Source organism: Streptomyces sp. Ag109_G2-15 (genome assembly GCF_900215565.1).
GTDB classification, from domain to species: domain Bacteria; phylum Actinomycetota; class Actinomycetes; order Streptomycetales; family Streptomycetaceae; genus Streptomyces; species Streptomyces diastatochromogenes.
Genome location: NZ_OCNI01000002.1, coordinates 1,292,205 through 1,308,603, shown reverse-complemented (window position 1 = coordinate 1,308,603; position 16,399 = coordinate 1,292,205). Strand labels below are relative to the sequence as shown.

General features: G+C 71.3%; 15 protein-coding genes. 13 read left to right on the top strand and 2 right to left on the bottom strand.

Annotation, left to right across the window (positions count from 1 at the left end):
• The first annotated feature begins 82 nt into the window (after window positions 1-82).
• From CRP49_RS42260 to CRP49_RS42235, 6 genes are read left to right on the top strand one after another with little or no spacing between them, the layout of a single operon-like run.
• On the top strand, window positions 83-955 hold the full coding sequence (locus tag CRP49_RS42260; RefSeq protein WP_097258654.1) for a xanthine dehydrogenase family protein subunit M: 873 nt from the start codon (window positions 83-85) through the stop codon (window positions 953-955).
• 1 nt (window position 956) lies between these two features.
• On the top strand, window positions 957-1,478 hold the full coding sequence (locus tag CRP49_RS42255) for a (2Fe-2S)-binding protein (RefSeq protein ID WP_097258653.1): 522 nt from the start codon (window positions 957-959) through the stop codon (window positions 1,476-1,478).
• On the top strand, window positions 1,475-3,847 hold the full coding sequence (locus CRP49_RS42250; RefSeq protein WP_097258652.1) for an aerobic carbon-monoxide dehydrogenase large subunit: 2,373 nt from the start codon (window positions 1,475-1,477) through the stop codon (window positions 3,845-3,847). The genes CRP49_RS42255 and CRP49_RS42250 overlap by 4 nt, the downstream gene beginning before the upstream one ends.
• 10 nt (window positions 3,848-3,857) lie before the next feature.
• A complete protein-coding gene (locus tag CRP49_RS42245) occupies window positions 3,858-4,784 on the top strand; it encodes an XdhC family protein (protein WP_097258651.1) in 927 nt (308 codons plus the stop codon).
• Window positions 4,777-5,685, top strand: coding sequence for a MoxR family ATPase (locus CRP49_RS42240; protein ID WP_097258650.1), 909 nt, complete (start codon window positions 4,777-4,779; stop codon window positions 5,683-5,685). Before CRP49_RS42245 ends, CRP49_RS42240 begins: the two co-directional genes overlap by 8 nt.
• The gene (locus CRP49_RS42235; protein ID WP_097258649.1) at window positions 5,678-6,826 is read left to right on the top strand and encodes a VWA domain-containing protein; all 1,149 of its coding nucleotides are present in this window, start codon (window positions 5,678-5,680) and stop codon (window positions 6,824-6,826) included. The genes CRP49_RS42240 and CRP49_RS42235 overlap by 8 nt, the downstream gene beginning before the upstream one ends.
• 19 nt (window positions 6,827-6,845) lie before the next feature.
• Here CRP49_RS42235 and CRP49_RS42230 read toward each other — a convergent pair whose 3' ends face one another.
• A complete protein-coding gene (locus CRP49_RS42230; protein ID WP_097258648.1) occupies window positions 6,846-7,934 on the bottom strand; it encodes an AraC family transcriptional regulator in 1,089 nt (362 codons plus the stop codon).
• A gap of 208 nt (window positions 7,935-8,142) precedes the next feature.
• Between CRP49_RS42230 and CRP49_RS42225 the strand changes: the two genes are divergently transcribed.
• From CRP49_RS42225 to CRP49_RS42200, 7 genes are all read left to right on the top strand, one after another.
• Complete coding sequence (locus CRP49_RS42225) at window positions 8,143-9,201, top strand: MFS transporter (RefSeq protein WP_257033818.1); 1,059 nt, start codon at window positions 8,143-8,145, stop codon at window positions 9,199-9,201.
• On the top strand, window positions 9,198-9,362 hold the full coding sequence (locus tag CRP49_RS48685) for a hypothetical protein (RefSeq protein WP_257033817.1): 165 nt from the start codon (window positions 9,198-9,200) through the stop codon (window positions 9,360-9,362). Before CRP49_RS42225 ends, CRP49_RS48685 begins: the two co-directional genes overlap by 4 nt.
• Window positions 9,363-9,456: 94 nt before the next feature.
• Window positions 9,457-10,803, top strand: a complete 1,347-nt coding sequence (locus CRP49_RS42220; RefSeq protein ID WP_179852023.1) for an NAD(P)/FAD-dependent oxidoreductase — start codon at window positions 9,457-9,459, stop codon at window positions 10,801-10,803.
• Window positions 10,800-11,678, top strand: coding sequence for an SDR family oxidoreductase (locus tag CRP49_RS42215; protein WP_097258646.1), 879 nt, complete (start codon window positions 10,800-10,802; stop codon window positions 11,676-11,678). Before CRP49_RS42220 ends, CRP49_RS42215 begins: the two co-directional genes overlap by 4 nt.
• Entirely contained in the window at window positions 11,675-13,096 is a 1,422-nt protein-coding gene (locus CRP49_RS42210) for an aldehyde dehydrogenase family protein (RefSeq protein WP_097258645.1), read from the top strand. The genes CRP49_RS42215 and CRP49_RS42210 overlap by 4 nt, the downstream gene beginning before the upstream one ends.
• Window positions 13,097-13,193: 97 nt before the next feature.
• Window positions 13,194-13,907: a FadR/GntR family transcriptional regulator gene (locus CRP49_RS42205; protein WP_097259322.1), complete on the top strand. Its 714-nt coding sequence runs from the start codon at window positions 13,194-13,196 to the stop codon at window positions 13,905-13,907.
• A gap of 1 nt (window position 13,908) precedes the next feature.
• The gene (locus CRP49_RS42200; protein ID WP_097258644.1) at window positions 13,909-14,742 is read left to right on the top strand and encodes a sterol desaturase family protein; all 834 of its coding nucleotides are present in this window, start codon (window positions 13,909-13,911) and stop codon (window positions 14,740-14,742) included.
• 24 nt (window positions 14,743-14,766) lie between these two features.
• On the opposite strand, the gene CRP49_RS42195 is transcribed toward CRP49_RS42200, so the two are convergent.
• Window positions 14,767-16,317 carry a carboxylesterase/lipase family protein gene (locus tag CRP49_RS42195; RefSeq protein ID WP_097258643.1) on the bottom strand — a complete coding sequence of 517 codons (1,551 nt, stop codon included), beginning with the start codon at window positions 16,315-16,317 and terminating at the stop codon, window positions 14,767-14,769.
• Window positions 16,318-16,399: the final 82 nt, after the last annotated feature.

The window sequence follows — 16,399 nt, the reverse complement described above, 5'->3', positions numbered from 1 at the left end:
ATGCTTATACGCCCATTGCATGGCCGGTGGGGAAGGGCGCAGCATCACTTCAGCAACGGGCACAGCGATCCAGGAGGGCCCGATGCAAGTACCGGCTGCATTCCAGTACGAGAGGGCCACCAGCCTCGAGCAGGCGATCGAGCTGCTCACACGGTACGGCCCCGAGGCCCGGGTGGTGGCGGGCGGACACAGCCTGCTGCCGATGATGAAGCTGCGGCTGGCTCAGCCCGAAGCCCTGATCGACATCAACGGCCTCGGCGAGCTGGCGTTGATCCGGGTGGACGGGCACGACCTGGCCGTCGGAGCGATGGTCCGCCACGCGGAGCTGCTCGCCTCGCCGGTCGTCGGCGAACACTTCCCCATCCTGCGGGACGCGGAACGGGTCATCGCCGATCCGCTCGTACGCAACCGCGGCACCGTGGGCGGCTCGCTGTGCCAGGCCGATCCGTCGGAGGACCTGTCCGCGGCGTTCTCGGCACTGCGGGCGACCCTGGTCGCCCAGGGACCCGGCGGCAGGCGCACCATCGGGATCAGGGAGTTCTTCCTCGGACCGTACGAGACCGCGCTGAACGAAGCCGAGCTTCTGGTGGAGATCCGCGTGCCCATCCGTTCGCACGCCAGCGCCTACCGCAAGGTCGAGCGCCGGGTCGGCGACTGGGCGGTCGTCGCCGCGGGAGCGGTGCTGGGGATCTCCGGCGGGGTCATCACCGAGGCCGGAATCGGGTTGACCGCGGTGGGTGCCCCACGGTTCGTGGCCGAGCAGGCCGAGGACTTCCTGCGCGGTGGACGGCCGGACGACGAGGGCTTCGCCGAGGCGGGCCGGATCGCCGCGCAGGAGTGCAGGCCGACGGCCGACCAGCGTGGCCCGGTCGACTACAAGCGGCATCTGGCCGGGGAACTCACCACGCGGGCCCTGCGCGCCGCCGCCGCACGCGCCCAGGGGCAGGAGGCGTGACATGCGGATCACCGTGACCGTGAACGGCGAGCAGCACACGAGGGACGTGGAGCCCAGACTGCTGCTCGTGCACTTCCTGCGCGACGAACTCGGACTCACCGGCACCCACTGGGGCTGCGACACCTCCAACTGCGGGGTGTGCACCGTCTGGTTGGACGGGACGCCGGTCAAGTCCTGCACCGTGCTCGCGGTGATGGCCGACGGCCATGAGGTGCGGACCGTCGAGGGCTTGGCGCACGGCGCCGAACTCGACCCGGTGCAACAGGGATTCATCGCCTGCCACGGGCTGCAGTGCGGCTTCTGCACGCCGGGGATGATGATGACCGCCCGCTGGCTGCTCGACCACAACGCGGATCCGTCCGAGGAGGACATCCGCGAGGCCATCTCCGGACAGGTGTGCCGCTGCACCGGTTACGAGAACATCGTGCGCGCCATCCGCTGGGCCGCCGAGCACGGCGGCGGGCGGGAAACTGCCGATGCGGGCACCGAGCCGGCGCCCGGCCGCGAGGAGGTGCGGGCATGACGACCACCGAGGAACGGCCGGTCGGTTTCGGACGGATGCCCCGCAAGGAGGATGCGCGGTTCGTCCGCGGTCACGGGACCTACGTCGACGACGTACGGCTGCCCGGCATGCTGCACGGCGCCGTTCTGCGCAGCCCGCTGGCGCACGCCCGGATCGTGTCGATCGACACCAGCGCCGCCGAGGCGCACCCCAAGGTCAAGGCCGTGATCACCGGCGAGACCCTGGCCGGGCTCGGGCTGGCCTGGATGCCCACGATCTCGTACGACACCCAAGCGGTGCTGGCCACCGACAAGGTGCGCTTCCAGGGCCAGGAGGTCGCCTTCGTCGTCGCCGAGGACCACTACGCCGCCCGGGACGCCCTCGAACTGATCGACGTGGAGTACGAGCCGCTCCCGCCGGTCGTCGATGCCCGCCGGGCGCTCGACCCGGACGCGCCGGTGATCCGCGACGACAAGGAAGGGCAGACCGACAACCACATCTTCGACTGGTCGGCGGGTGACAAGGAGCGCACGGACGAGGTCTTCGCGGCCGCCGACGTCGTGGTGGAGCAGGACATGCTCTACCCGCGGGTGCACCCGGCGCCGCTGGAGACCTGCGGCACCGTGGCGGACATGGACGCCATCACCGGGAAGCTGACGGTGTGGTCCACCACCCAGGCCCCGCACGCCCACCGCACGCTGTACGCGATGGTGTCCGGCATCCCGGAGCACAAGATCCGGATCATCTCCCCGGACATCGGGGGCGGCTTCGGCAACAAGGTCGGCATCTATCCCGGTTACGTGTGCGCGGTCGTCGGCTCGATCGTCACCGGCAAGCCGGTGAAGTGGGTGGAGGACCGCTCGGAGAACCTGATGAGCACCTCCTTCGCCCGCGACTACCACATGCACGGCGAGATCGCGGCGACGAAGGACGGGAGGATCCAGGGCCTGCGCGTCCATGTGATCGCCGATCACGGCGCGTTCAACGCCACCGCGCAGCCGACGCAGTTCCCGGCCGGCTTCTTCAGCGTTTTCACCGGCTCGTACGACCTGGCCGCCGCGCACTGCACCGTGACCGGCGTCTACACCGACAAGGCCCCGGGCGGCGTCGCCTACGCCTGCTCGTTCCGCGTCACCGAGGCCGTGTACCTGGTCGAGCGGATGGTCGACGTGCTCGCGGACAGGCTCGGCACGGACCCGGCCGAGCTGCGGATGCGCAACCTGCTGCGGCCCGGGCAGTTCCCGTACAAGACGCAGACGGGGTGGGAGTACGACTCCGGTGACTACCCGCGGGCCCTGCGGCTGGCGATGGACCTCGCGCACTACGACGACCTGCGCCGGGAGCAGGCCGAAAAGCGCGAGCGCGGCGAGCTGATGGGCATCGGGGTCAGCTTCTTCACCGAGGCCGTCGGCGCGGGCCCGCGCAAGCACATGGACATCCTCGGTCTGGGCATGGCCGACGGCGCCGAACTGCGCGTCCACCCGACCGGCAAGGCGGTGTTGCGGATCTCCGTACAGACCCAGGGGCAGGGCCACGAGACGACGTTCGCGCAGATCGTCGCCGAGGAGCTGGGCATCCCGCCCGAGGACGTCGAGGTGGTGCACGGCGACACCGACCAGACCCCGTTCGGGCTCGGCACCTACGGATCCCGCTCGACGCCGGTGTCCGGAGCGGCGGCCGCGATGGTCGCCCGCAAGGTGCGCGAACGCGCGAAGATCGTCGCCTCCGCGATGCTCGAAGTGAGCCCGGACGACCTGGAATGGGAGAAGGGCCGCTGGTACGTCACGGGCGACCCCGACCAGGGAAGGACCATGGCCGAGATCGCGCTCGCCGCACACTCCAACCTGGAGCTGCCCGAGGGTGTCGAGGGCCACCTGGACGCGACCTGCGTCTACAACCCGCCGAACCTCACCTTCCCCTTCGGCGCGTACATCTGCGTCGCCGACGTGGACGCGGACACCGGCCAGGTGAAGATCCGCCGGTTCGTCGCCGTGGACGACTGCGGCAACCGGATCAACCCCATGATCGTCGAGGGTCAGGTGCACGGCGGACTCGCCGACGGCCTCGGCATGGCGCTCATGCAGGTGATCGCCTTCGACGAGGACGGCAACTGCCTCGGCGGGTCGTTCATGGACTATCTCCTGCCCACCTCGGTCGAGTGCCCCTCGTGGGAGCTCGGCGAGACCGTCACCCCCTCCCCGCACCACCCCATCGGAGCCAAGGGCGTCGGCGAGTCCGCCACGGTGGGCTCGCCCGCCGCGGTGGTCAACGCCGTGGTCGACGCGCTGAAGCCGCTCGGCGTCCGCCATGTCGACATGCCGCTGACGCCCGCCGCGGTGTGGCGGGCCGCGCAGGGCCGGCCGCTGCGCACGGACCTGGCGATCACCTGAGGCGCCCGCGATGACGAACCCCGAACTGCTGACCCGGGCGGACGCGCTCCGGCACGGCCGGACCCCGTTCGTGCTGGCCACCGTCGTCCACGCGGAACGGCCCACGAGCGCCAAGCCCGGGGACAGCGCGCTGGTGCTGCCCGACGGGACCGTCGAGGGCTTCGTGGGCGGCACCTGCGCCGAGACGACGGTGCAACTGCAGGGCCTGCGGGTGCTGCAGACCGGCGAGTCGCTGCTGCTGAGGATCACGCCCGGCGTGGACACCGGCACCGAGGGCGCGCAGGAGTCCGGCGAAGGCCTGGTCACGGTGGCCAATCCCTGTCTGTCGGGCGGGACGCTCGACATCTTCCTGGAGGCCAACCTCCCCCCGGCGCTGGCGTACGTCTACGGACACGCCCCCATCGCCCGCGCTCTGCTCGACGTCGGTCGTGCGCTCGGCCTGGACGCCCGGCCTGCCTCGCCCGGGGAACTGCTGCCGCCCGATCTGGACGTCGTCGTCATCGCCACGCACGGCCGCGACGAGGAGCCCGTGCTGGTCGAGGCCGCACGGGCCGGAGTGCCGTACATCGGGCTGGTGGCCAGTCCGAAGCGTGGCGCGGCGGTGCTCGCCGGGCTGGACGTCACCGAGGCACAACGCGCGCGCATCCACACCCCGGCCGGCCTGGACATCGGCGCGCGGACCCCGGGCGAGATCGCCCTGTCGGTGTACGCCGAGATCATCGCACTGCGGCCGAAGGCGGCCCGAGCCGTGCGCCCCACAGCCGACTCCGCCGCGCCGCGGGCCATGGCCGAGGACGTGGATCCCGTGTGCGGCATGACCGTGGCGATCACCCCCGACACCCTCTCACTGGACCGGGCCGGCAGCACGGTCTACTTCTGTGGGCCGGGATGCCGGCACGCCTTCGCCGACGACCCCTCCCGTTACGCGCATGCCTGACCCCGACCCCCTCGTACCCGATGTCCCCGCCCTGCGCGCGCGTCTGGACGCGGTCGGCTACCTGGCCGACGACGCCCTGGCCACGGCGCTGCTGCTGGCCGTGCGCATGCGGCAGCCGATCCTGCTGGAGGGCGAGCCCGGCGTCGGCAAGACCGAGGCGGCCCGCGCGCTCGCCGCCGTGCTCGACACCCCACTGATCCGGCTGCAGTGCTACGAGGGGCTGTCCTCGGCCGAGGCCCTCTACGAGTGGAACTACCCGCGGCAACTCCTGGCCATCCGGCTCGCCGAGTCCCGCGGGGAGCCCCTGCGGGACGCCGACCTGTTCACCGAGGACTACCTGCTGCCACGGCCGCTGCTCGCCGCGATCTGCCACCCGGGACCGCGGCCGGCGGTGCTGCTCATCGACGAGGTGGACCGCGCCGACGACGAGTTCGAGGCGTTCCTGCTGGAACTGCTCGCGGATGCCGCGGTCACCATCCCCGAACTCGGCACCCGGACGGCTGTGGTGCCGCCGGTGGCCGTACTGACCTCCAACCGCACCCGGGATCTGCACGACGCGCTCAAACGCCGCTGCCTCTACCACTGGATCGACTACCCGGACACCGCACGAGTCGCCGCGATCATCCGCAGACGGGTGCCGGACTCGGCCGAGTGGCTGGCCCCGCGCGTGGCGCACGGAGTGGCGCGTCTGCGCGCCCGGCAGGAGCTCACCAAGCCGCCCGGCATCGCCGAGGCGATCGACTGGGCCGGCGCGCTGCACACACTGGGCCTGTCCGTCCTCGACGCCGACGCCGCCGACCGCACCCTGGGAGCGGTGCTCAAGTACGCCGAGGACCTCGATGCCGTGCGCCGGGCGGGACTGGCGGAGCTGATCGACGCGGAGGCAGGCACCGATGCCTGACCTGCCGGAACTGGCCGCCTCGTTCACCGCCGCCCTGCACGGCGCGGGGATCGAGGTGGGCCCCGACCGTACCCGCGGTTTCGCCCGGGCGCTCACCCTGCTGGCACCGTCGACGACGCGCGAACTGCGGCACTGCGCGCTCGCCACCCTGTTGTCCGACCCCGAGCAGATCGAGCCGTTCGACGCGGTCTTCCGGGAGGTCTTCGGCGGCCCGGCCGACCGCGAAACACAGCGCGGGCAGCCTGGTGACCCGGCGCGCTCGCTCCCGCGCACCCTTCCCGGCCGCGTCCCCGGCGCCCGCGAGGCCACCGCGGACGGACGCGGCCGGGAGGCCGACGCACAGCAGCGGGAGGCTCCGGTCCCCCTCGCCGCCAGTCCGCTCGACCGTCTCGCGAGCCGCGACTTCGCGGACCTGTCCGCCGAGGAACTGGCACGGCTCTCCGAAGTCATGCGCACCCTCGTGCTCCGCACCCCGACCCGGCCGTCCCGCCGGCACCGCACCGCACACCACGGTGCGCGCATCGACGTGCGCCGCACCCTCTCCGACAGCCGCCGCACCGGCGGATACCCGCTGCGGCTACGCCGCTTCGTGCCCCGCACCCGCCCCCGCGACCTCGTCGTGCTCTGCGACATCTCCGGCTCGATGGAGCCCTATGCCCGCGCGATGCTGCAACTGCTCTACTGCGCCGCCCGCGCCACCCGCGCCGAGGTCTTCACCTTCGCCACCCGCCTCACCCGCCTCACGCCCGTCCTCCGGCGGGCCGGGCCGGACGACGCCCTGGCACAGGCCGGACGGGCGGCCCCGGACTGGTCCGGGGGCACCCGCATAGCGGAGTGCCTGGCGGAGTTCAACGAGCGGTTCGGACGGCGCGGCATGGCGCACGGCGCCGTGGTCGCCATCGTCTCCGACGGCTGGGACACCGGCCCGCCCGCCGACCTCGCCACCCACATGGCGCGCCTGTCCCGGGTCGCCTACCGCGTCGTCTGGGTCAACCCGCGCACGGCGAGCCCGCGCTACCGTCCGCTCGCGGCCGGCATGGCCGCGGCACTGCCCTACTGCGACGCCGTCGTCAGCGCCCACAACCTCGCGGCCCTGGACGACTTCACCGCCGCTCTGTCCGCCCCCCGCCGCCGCAGGTGATCAGCGTGAGTCCACAGCGTCACGGGTGTGGCCGGCCGGTGGGCGCCTCCCGCTCCAGCAGTTCGCTGCGCAACTCGAGCGGGGTCACTCCGTGCCACCGGCGCACCGCCCGCCGGAGTGCGCTCATGTCGGCGAAGCCCGCCTGGCGTGTGATGTCACGGAGCGTCAGTTCCGTTCTTCGCAGCAGTTGTTCGACCTGCTCGCGGCGTACCCCGTCGACGATCGCCTCGTACGTGGTGCCGCACTCGGCCAGGCGACGGCGCAGGGTGCGTTCGCTGGACGCGTGCCTGCGGGCCTGCTCGGGGAACGAGGGGACGGCCGGAAGGCTCTGCGCGATGGAGATCTCCAGCACCTCGAGCAGGTCCTGCTGGTCGCGCCGCGACGCCATCTCCGTCTCCAGCACGTCGAGCACCGCGGCGTAGGTGATGGGGTCCCGCCCGGGCATGACCGCACGGGCCCACCGAGCGGGGATCACCATGCGGTTGCCGGCGGCGTCGAAGCGCAGCGGGCAGCGGAACAGTTCGTCGAACGGGCGGGTGTCGCGCGGCGCGGGGAAGGCGAACTCGACCGCCTGCGGGGCGAATGCGGCGCCGACGCTGAGGCGGGTGAGAGTGACGACGCTGGAGTACGCCTCCTCGATCAGGAAGACGGCGACCGTCGGATCCAGTGCGGGGTCCGGCAGATCGGCGCGCAACACGTAGCCGACGTCCTCCCAGCCGGCCGACCACACCGTCATCGCCCCGGAGAGGTTCTGATAGCGCACGCCGGTCTCGATGGCCTCCTCATGCGTGTCGGCGGCCATCATGGCGAAGCCGAGCAGCCCCCACGCGGTCAGGTGCTGCGCCGCGCCCACGCGCAGCCCCAGGTGCTCGTCCCCGGTCAGCTCCACCGCCTGGCGGATGACGTCACTTCCCTGCCGGTAGGAGACCCGCAGCGCGGCGGAGCCCATCACCGTCGGGTCCAGCCCGACCCGGGTCAGCAGCGGCTGCAGGTCGACGCCGTACTTCTCGGCGACCCGGGCGAGGTAGCGGAGGATGTTCGGCGCGATGGTGGCCGAGGTGCTGCGGCTCGTTCCCGGATAAGCGACCGGGGCGGGAGCATCAGGCATCGCGATCCCTCTCACCAGGGCGTTTCTCGCTTCACTGTAAGCAGCTGGGCTCCACCTGTCGCGGTCGTGGCCGCCGGAGCCCCCATTTCGGCCTCCGGCGCGCTGCACACCGCCTTTTCGCCCTCCCTACCTTGTGCGGAAACCCGCCCGCCCCGCCGTCCGTGACGCAGGGACACCGGCGCGAGAGCGCAAGAGACGAAGGCTCACCATGACCGCACCTCTTCAGACCCCGGCTCGGCGACGATCCGGGCGCCGGACCCCGCTTGCGGCGGCCCGACGAGCCGTCGCGACGGTGTTCGCCGCCCAGGGAGCAGCGGTGGCCGCGGTGTCCACCACGGTGCCCGCCGTCAAGGAGCGTCTCTCGCTCTCGCCGCTGACGATGACCGTGCTCGTCGTGGCCGTCGCGTTGAGCGCCGGCGTCGGCAGCTTCGTCGGACTGGCCGCGATCCGGCGTCTGGGGGTGGTCGCCGCCATGCGGGCCGCCGTCGTGGCGACCGCCGCGGCTCTGCTGATGATCGGCTGGGCTCCCGAACAGGCCGTGGTCGCGGTGTCCTACGGGTTGTTCGGCATGGCGCTGGGTTGTATCGACGTGTCGGCGAACACCCGGGCCGCGGCCGTCGAACGCCACTACGGCCGGAGCGTCTTCGCCTCCTTCTACGCCGCCTGGAGCGCAGCCGGCGTCGCGGCCGCTCTGCTGACCGCGGGCACGGCTCACCTCGGCCGGCCCGCCGAGTACACCCTGACGGCACAGGCCGGCCTCGTCCTGGCCCTCGCCCTGACCGTCCGCTCGCACGCGCTTCCCACCGGCTCACCCGTCGCCGTGTCCGACCATGGGGAGTCCCAGGGGGAGTCCGTCGGGCTCGGCCGCGGACTGTGGGTCGAACTCGCCCCGTTCGGCCTTGTCCTCCTGGTCGCCTACGTCATCGACTCCACGGTCTCGTCGTGGTCGACGCTCTACCTCCACCAGAGCCTGGACTCCGCCTTGTCCGTCGCACCTCTGGCCTATGCGGCCTACCAGGTCGGCACCGTCACCGGGCGGGCCTGCGCCGACCATCTCGTACGCACCCTCGGCCCGGCGGCCGTGATCCGTGCCGCCACCCTGCTCACCGCCACGGCCCTGGCCGGATTGGCAGCCGCCCCCGCCTGGTCGTACGCGGTCCTGGCCGCCGCGTGCACCGGGCTCGGCGTCTCCGCACTCGTCCCCCTGTGCCTCGCCTCCGCCGGACGCCTGCGACCGGGGCGACCGAAGCGGTCCTGGCCCGGATGAACGTCTTCAACTACACCGGTGTGCTCGCGGGCGGGGCCGCCAGCGGAATCCTCGGGTCCACCGGCCACTTCCGACTCGCCTACGGGATTCCCGCCGCACTCGTCCTCGCGCTCCTGGCGACCGCACGATCTTTCGCATGGCCGCCCAAGCCCCCTCTTTGACCGCACCGATCATTTCCCGCTGAACGGCAGATGAATAAGTTCTCCTCAGTCCTTCGGGAATGGGACTGCGAACGTCTGAAAAAGGATCCGATTCATGGGAAATATTCAGTACGACACGTGTGTGATCGGAGCGGGACCTGCCGGGCTGGCGGTCGCCAGAGCCCTGACGGAGCGGAATCTGCCGTACACGCATCTCGAGCGGCACACAGGGCCCGGCGGCATCTGGGACATCGACAACCCCGGCAGCCCGATGTACGAGTCGGCCCATTTCATTTCCAGCAGGACTCTCTCGGGCTTCGGAGGCTTTCCCATGCCCGACGAATTCGCCGACTATCCCCCGCACCGGCAGATCCTCTCGTACCTGAGGTCCTTCGCCGACGCCTACGAGTTGACGGAGCGCATCCAGTTCGGCGTCGAGGTCGAAAGCGTCGAGAAGAACGCGGACGGCACCTGGGCGGTCACCCGGACCGACGGACGGCGGACCGTGCACAGCCAGGTCGTGGTCTGCACGGGTGCCCAGTGGCACCCCAACGTCCCGGAACTGCCCGGGAACTTCACCGGCGAGGTCCGTCACACGGTCGGCTACCGCAGCGCGGAGGAACTGCGCGGCAAGCGGGTCCTGGTCGTGGGAGCCGGAAACTCCGGCTGCGACATCGCCTGCGACGCCGCCCGCAGCGCGGACCACGCGGTGATCAGCATGCGCCGCGGCTACTGGTTCATCCCCAAGCACCTCTTCGGCCGGCCGGTGGACACCATCGCGGCCGGCGGGCCGCACCTGCCGATGTGGCTGGCGCAGCGGGTCTTCGGCACCCTCCTGCGGATCCTCAACGGCGACCCGACGCGCCTGGGCCTCCCGAAGCCGGACCACAAGCTGTTCGAGACCCACCCCGCGATCAACTCGATGCTGATCCACCACCTCCAGCACGGCGACATCACCGCCAGACCGGGGATCGCCCGCACCGAGGGCAGGACGGCCCACTTCACGGACGGCACCCGCGACGACTTCGACCTGATCCTGCTGGCCACCGGTTACGTCCACAAGGTGCCGGTCGCGCAGAAGTACTTCGGCGACGAGCAGCACCCCGACCTGTACCTGTCGTCGTTCTCCCGCGAGCACCAGGGCCTGTGCGGAGTCGGCTTCGTCGAGACCAACTCCGGCGCGTACCGGCTCTTCGACACCCAGGCCCAGCTGATCGCCGGGCACATCCACGACGCACGGCACCGACTGCCGAACGCGGAGCGATTCGCAGGCATGATCCGTACCGACCGCCCGGACCTGTCCGGCGGCATCAAGTTCGTCGAGTCGCCCCGGCACACCGGCTACGTCGACAGCGCGGCCCTCGTGAAGCACCTCGCCAGGATCGCGGCCGAGATGGGCTGGCGCACCGAAGGCCGGCCGCCGCGCGTGCGGTCCCTGCGGGACGCGGAGGCGGTGTCATGAGCGGCTTCGACTTCCATGACAAGGTCATGCTGGTGACCGGCGGCGCCGGCGGGATCGGCAGCGCGATGTGCCGTCGCTTCGCCGCCGGGGGCGCCCGCTGCGTGGTCGTCGACATCGACGAGGCCCGCGCCGAGCAGGTCGCCGTCGCGCTTCCCGGCGCCGGCCACACCGCCATCGGCTGCGACCTGGTGGACCGGGCCCAGGTGGAGCACCTTTTCGATCAGGTCGCCCACGCGTACGGCCGCCTCGACGTGCTCGTCAACAACGTGGGAATGACCAGCGCCGAACGCTTCGACGTGCGCAGCGTCGAGAGCATCGAGAAGGAGATCACCCTCAACCTGACCTCGCCGCTGGTGGCCACCAGGCTCGCGATCCCGCTGCTGCAAGCCTCCCCGGACGCCCGCGTGGTCACCACCGTCTCTCTCGGCGGGATCTTCCCGCTGGGCGAGACCCCGATCTACACGGCCTCGAAGTTCGGGCTGCGCGGGGCGATGCTCGCCCTCGGGCTCGACCTGAGGAGCAAGGGCATCCTGGCCGGGTCGGTGCTGCCGTCGGCGACCGACACCCGGATGCTGCGCCAGGAAGCCGTGGACGGCGGGAACTCCATGCAGTTCCAGGATCCGCCGCAGCAGCCCGCCGACGTCGTGGCGGCCGTGGTGACCCTGCTCGACAGGCCCCGCCTGGAGGCATACCCGCGGCCCGGTGAGTCCCGCCTGGTCCGGTTCGCGATGCTGGCGCCGAACCTGTTGCCGAAGGTGCTCCCGCTGTTCCGGCAGAGGGGTGAGCGCGGCATGGCCCGCTATCTCGAGGAGCTGCGCCGCCGCGGACTGGCACGGCAGACCGAAGGACGTTGGGAACTGGTGGAGGAGAAATGACCGCAGTCGAGAGCCCCGCCACGCTGGGCGTCGTCAACCCGGCCACCGGGGAACTGATCACCACCGTGCCCGCCACGAGCGCCGAAGAGGTCGCCAAGGCTGCTGAGCGGGCCCGGCAGGTCTTCGCGTCCGGCGTGTGGTCGCGGCTGCCGGTCCGGGAGCGCAGCGGGGTGCTGCTGCGGCTCGCCGACCTGATGGAACGCGACGCCGGGATCCTGGCCCGGCTGGACAGCGAGGACGCGGGAAAGCCGATCACGGAGTGCCTCACCGGCGACGTACCCGGTGCTGTCGAGTCGATCCGCTGGTTCGCCGAAGCGGCCGACAAGGTGTTCGGCAGGATCGCACCCGGCGGACAGGACGGACTGGGCCTGATGAGCCGGGAACCGGTCGGGGCGGTGGCGGCGATCCTGCCCTGGAACTACCCGCTGGCCATGACCGCGTGGAAGGTCGGTCCCGCCCTCGCCGCGGGCAACTGCCTGCTGGTCAAGCCCGCCGAGGCGACCCCGCGCTCGGCCCTGCACCTGGCCGAACTCGCCACCGAGGCAGGCCTTCCCGAGGGGGTCCTCACGGTCCTGACCGGCCACGGCTCCGTCACCGGCGCCGCCCTGGCCCGCAGCCCCGTCGTGGGTGCCCTCTCGTTCACCGGCTCCACCGGGACCGGGCGCCGCATCCTCAAGGACGCGGCCGACACCAACTTCAAACGGGTCTCGCTGGAGATGGGCGGCAAGAGCCCCCAGGTGCTGATGGCCGACGCGCTCGCCTACGGGGACGAGCTCATCGACCACATGATCGAGGCCGCATTCCTGACGATGGGACAGAACTGCACGGCCGGTTCCCGCGTCCTGGTCCACGACAGCATCGCCGACGAGGTGCTGGAGCGGTTCACGGCCGCCGCGCAGCGCCTGGTCATCGGCGATCCCGCGGACCCTCACACGCAGCTGGGGCCACTGATCGACCGGGCGGCCTTCGACCGGGTCGCGGCGGCGGTGGAAGCCGCGCGGGCCGGTGGAGCCCGCATTCACACCGGAGGGCTGCCGCACGGCCTGCCGCAGCGTGGGGCCTACTACCCGCCCACCGTGATCACCCACGCGCCCGAAGACAGCGACGTACTCACCAAGGAACTGTTCGGCCCCGTCGTCACCGTCCAGACCTTCACCTCCGAAGACGAGGCGCTGCATCTGGCGAACGCCACCGAATACGGGCTTGCGGCCTCGGTGTGGACCCGCGACCTCGACACCGCCCTCCGGTTGGCACGCGGCGTCCAGGCCGGCGTGGTCTCCGTCAACGCCTACAGCGAGGGCGACATCACCACACCCTTCGGCGGCTGGAAACAGTCCGGGTTCGGCGGCGTGGAGAAATCGACCAACGCCTTCGACCAGTGGACCCGGGAGAAGACCGTCTGGATCCACATCCGGTGATCCGACGTCAGGAACGTCAGCAAAAGGTCGGGGTACGCCGCAGAAAAACTGGTCCAACCAGTTGACCAGTGAGCCGGTCGCGTTCACCCTGATCGCCATGAATGACGGACTCATCCGGCGCGAGGCGGTCTCCGACCAGCTCTTCGCCCTGCTGCGCGACAGGATCCTCGGCGGGGAACTGCCGGCCGGTGCCGCGCTCACCGCCGAACGGGGTCTGGCAGCCGAGTTCGGGGTGAACCGGCATGCCGTCCGGGAGGCCGTCAAGCGGCTCCAGCAGGCACGGCTGGTCGAGGTGAGCCACGGCGGCCGCACGCTCGTCCTGGACTGGCGGCACACCGCCGGCCTCGACCTCGCCATGGGCATCGCGGCGGCCGACGCCGGGCCCTCGGTGGGGGACCTCGCCCGCGACGCCCTGGAGATGCGGGCGTGCATCGGCGCCGACGCGGCCCGGCTGTGCACGATCAGGTGCTCCGAGGACACCGCCGGGGAGATCGTCGAGGCCGCGGGCCGGTACGCGCGCACCGGGCCCGATCTGACCGAGCTGGCCGATGCGGACGTCGCCTGGTGGCGGCTGATCGTGGAGGGTTCCGGGAACGTCGCCTACCTGCTGGCCTTCAACAGCCTGGTGGGCGGCACACTCCCGGTCGCCGACGTGCCGGACGATCTGCGGGCCGCGGAACTCCTCGACGTCGAAGCACATCAGCGGCTGGCAGCGCACATCGCGGCACGCGAGGCCGAGGCGGCCGAACGGCTGGCGCGCGAGCTGCTGTCCCGCAGCGTGCCCGCGACGCCGCGGAAGGCGGTGCGCTGACATGATCCCGGCCGTGGTCTACGCGATACCCGCGTTCGTGCTGCTGGTCGTCGTCGAGGCACTGTCCTACCGCTTCCTCCCGGACGACGACGAGCGCGGCTACGAGCTGCGCGACACCGCCACCAGCATGTCCATGGGCGCCGGCAGCCAGGTCGTCGCGATGCCCTGGAAGGCGGTGACGATCGTGCTGTACTCGGCTCTCTTCGCCGTCGCCCCCTGGCATCTGTCGCCGTCCTCCGCGTGGACGTGGGTGCTGCTGTTCTTCGGCGACGACCTGGCGTACTACGCCTTCCACCGCGCCCACCACCGGGTGCGGGTGCTGTGGGCGAGCCATGTGGTCCACCACTCCAGTCTCCGGTTCAACCTCTCGACCGCCCTGCGCCAGAGCTGGACGCCGATGACGGGCCTGCCCTTCTGGCTGCCGCTGGCACTGCTCGGCCTTCCGCCGTGGATGATCCTGCTCCAGCAGGCCTTCAGCCTCGTCTACCAGTTCTTTCTGCACACCGAGCGGGTGGACAGGCTGTGGCGGCCCGTGGAGTGGTTCTTCAACACGCCCTCCCACCACCGCGTCCACCACGGCTCGAACAGCGTCTACCTGGACCGCAACTACGGCGGCATCCTCATCGTCTGGGACCGGCTCTTCGGCACGTTCGAACCGGAGGGCGAGCGGGTGGTGTACGGCCTGACGAAGAACATCGGCACCTACAACCCGGTGCGGGTGGCCTTCCACGAGTTCGCGGCCGTCTGGCACGACGTCCGCACGGCGCGCCGCTGGCGCGACCGGGCCGGGTATCTGGTCGGGCCACCCGGCTGGGCACCGACGGCGGACGGCTGACATGCCGCAGGAACACAGGCAACTTCATGGTGCCCCAGGGGACGAGGCTTCACTGGTCCAGAAGTCACACTGGTGCTCGGTCGCGAAGCCGGTCGAGACATGGGTGTTCCCAGGTGTGAGCGTCAAGGTCGTGTAGCGGGCGCCGATGCGTGGCCACCGCGTCTCACCCGGGACGTCCGGGACTCCGGTGCGGGCGAACGCCGCCCAGCTGCGCTTCATGTCGTTGCCGAGCGTGGTCTGTGCCGCGGTGAGCGGTCGTTCCCCCATGGTGAAGTCATGCAGGTAGGCGAGTTCGGCGCTGTGCGCGTTCGCCATGTCGACGCCCGGAACCTGGGCTCCGTACAGGGTGGGGGAGTGCGGGTCGTCGAACTCGTACACGTAGGTGGGTACTTGGCCGGCGAACGTGCGGGCGGTGCTGAGCGTGTGGCAGGCGAAGGTGGAGTCGGTGAGCACCGCCGACAGCGCGTCGTACGGGCTGGGGTAGGCGGCCACCGGGTAGTGGGCCAGGACCTGCTGTGCCGCATTTCCGTACGTGGCGTTGATCTGGTCGACGTACTCCTGCGCAGTCGGGTGCGGTTGGGTGAGGGCCACGAAGAACCGGCTCTCGGCCCGGTTGCTGCCGATGAGGACCGGAACCTTGTGCCACGCACCGGAGGCGATGGCCGCGGACGGCTGGGCCGGCAGCAGCCCGTCGCCGAACGCCGGCCCAGAGGTGGGGTGCGTACGGGCGGCGGTGATCAGGTCGGCGGCCGGCGCGGTACGGAGGCACTCAGGGCGGGTATCGGGGTCGGGGCAGCCTGCCGCGGCGGCGAAGGCCCTCGCCTCGTCGGTGGCCTGGTCCTTGCCGGGAGCGCGCAGCAGGTCGCAGGGTCCGCTCTGCAGGATCGCTCGGGAGAACAGCCCGGCGGTTGCGGGGGAGGTGAGCATGGCACAGATGGAGCCGCTGCCGGCGGACTGACCCCAGAGGGTGATGTCGTCCGGGTCACCGCCGAACGCAGCGATGTTGTCGCGTGTCCACTTCAGGGCCGCGATCTGGTCCATCAGCCCGTACGATCCGGAGTTGAGCGCGTTGTCGCGGGTGAGTTCCGACAGGGCCAGGTATCCCAGTTGCCCCAGCCGGTAGTTGATGCTCACGACCACGCTGCCGGTGAGGTCGGCCATGGTGCGGCCGCCGAACTGGGTTCCGGTGCCCTGGCTGTAGCCGCCGCCGTGGATCCAGAACAGCACAGGCAGGCGGTCGCCGGGGTGCGCGTGGCGCGGCCGGTACACGTCCAGGTAGAGGCAGTCCTCGCTGACGTCGTCCGGGTCCCGGAGTCCGAAGGGCGAGAACTGCGGGCACGCGGGTGCCTGCCGGGTCGCATCGCGTGTCCCGCTCCATCGTGCGGGCGGTACCGGGGGGCGGAACCGGAGACTGCCGACGGGGGGAGTGGCGTACGGCACGCCGAGGAACTCCTCGGCCTGGCCGTTGACCTGTCCGGCAAGCCTGCCCTGCCCCGTGGTCACGGCCGGGCCGGAGTCCGCGGCCGTTGCTCGGGCCGCGATGGCGGTGGTCGGACGGGCGACGAAGGATGCCATGGCGAGCGCCAAGGCCAGGGCCGTTAATACTCGGGACGAGCGGGACCTTTCCACTGTTCCTCCATGACGCGTGCGCGAACGT

Coding starts and splice junctions, on each gene's coding strand:
- CRP49_RS42260 (WP_097258654.1), top strand. CDS start 83: ATGCAAGTACCGGCTGCATTCCAGTACGAGAGGGCCACCAGCCTCGAG.
- CRP49_RS42255 (WP_097258653.1), top strand. CDS start 957: ATGCGGATCACCGTGACCGTGAACGGCGAGCAGCACACGAGGGACGTG.
- CRP49_RS42250 (WP_097258652.1), top strand. CDS start 1,475: ATGACGACCACCGAGGAACGGCCGGTCGGTTTCGGACGGATGCCCCGC.
- CRP49_RS42245 (WP_097258651.1), top strand. CDS start 3,858: ATGACGAACCCCGAACTGCTGACCCGGGCGGACGCGCTCCGGCACGGC.
- CRP49_RS42240 (WP_097258650.1), top strand. CDS start 4,777: ATGCCTGACCCCGACCCCCTCGTACCCGATGTCCCCGCCCTGCGCGCG.
- CRP49_RS42235 (WP_097258649.1), top strand. CDS start 5,678: ATGCCTGACCTGCCGGAACTGGCCGCCTCGTTCACCGCCGCCCTGCAC.
- CRP49_RS42230 (WP_097258648.1), bottom strand. CDS start 7,934: ATGCCTGATGCTCCCGCCCCGGTCGCTTATCCGGGAACGAGCCGCAGC.
- CRP49_RS42225 (WP_257033818.1), top strand. CDS start 8,143: ATGACCGCACCTCTTCAGACCCCGGCTCGGCGACGATCCGGGCGCCGG.
- CRP49_RS48685 (WP_257033817.1), top strand. CDS start 9,198: ATGAACGTCTTCAACTACACCGGTGTGCTCGCGGGCGGGGCCGCCAGC.
- CRP49_RS42220 (WP_179852023.1), top strand. CDS start 9,457: ATGGGAAATATTCAGTACGACACGTGTGTGATCGGAGCGGGACCTGCC.
- CRP49_RS42215 (WP_097258646.1), top strand. CDS start 10,800: ATGAGCGGCTTCGACTTCCATGACAAGGTCATGCTGGTGACCGGCGGC.
- CRP49_RS42210 (WP_097258645.1), top strand. CDS start 11,675: ATGACCGCAGTCGAGAGCCCCGCCACGCTGGGCGTCGTCAACCCGGCC.
- CRP49_RS42205 (WP_097259322.1), top strand. CDS start 13,194: ATGAATGACGGACTCATCCGGCGCGAGGCGGTCTCCGACCAGCTCTTC.
- CRP49_RS42200 (WP_097258644.1), top strand. CDS start 13,909: ATGATCCCGGCCGTGGTCTACGCGATACCCGCGTTCGTGCTGCTGGTC.
- CRP49_RS42195 (WP_097258643.1), bottom strand. CDS start 16,317: ATGGCATCCTTCGTCGCCCGTCCGACCACCGCCATCGCGGCCCGAGCA.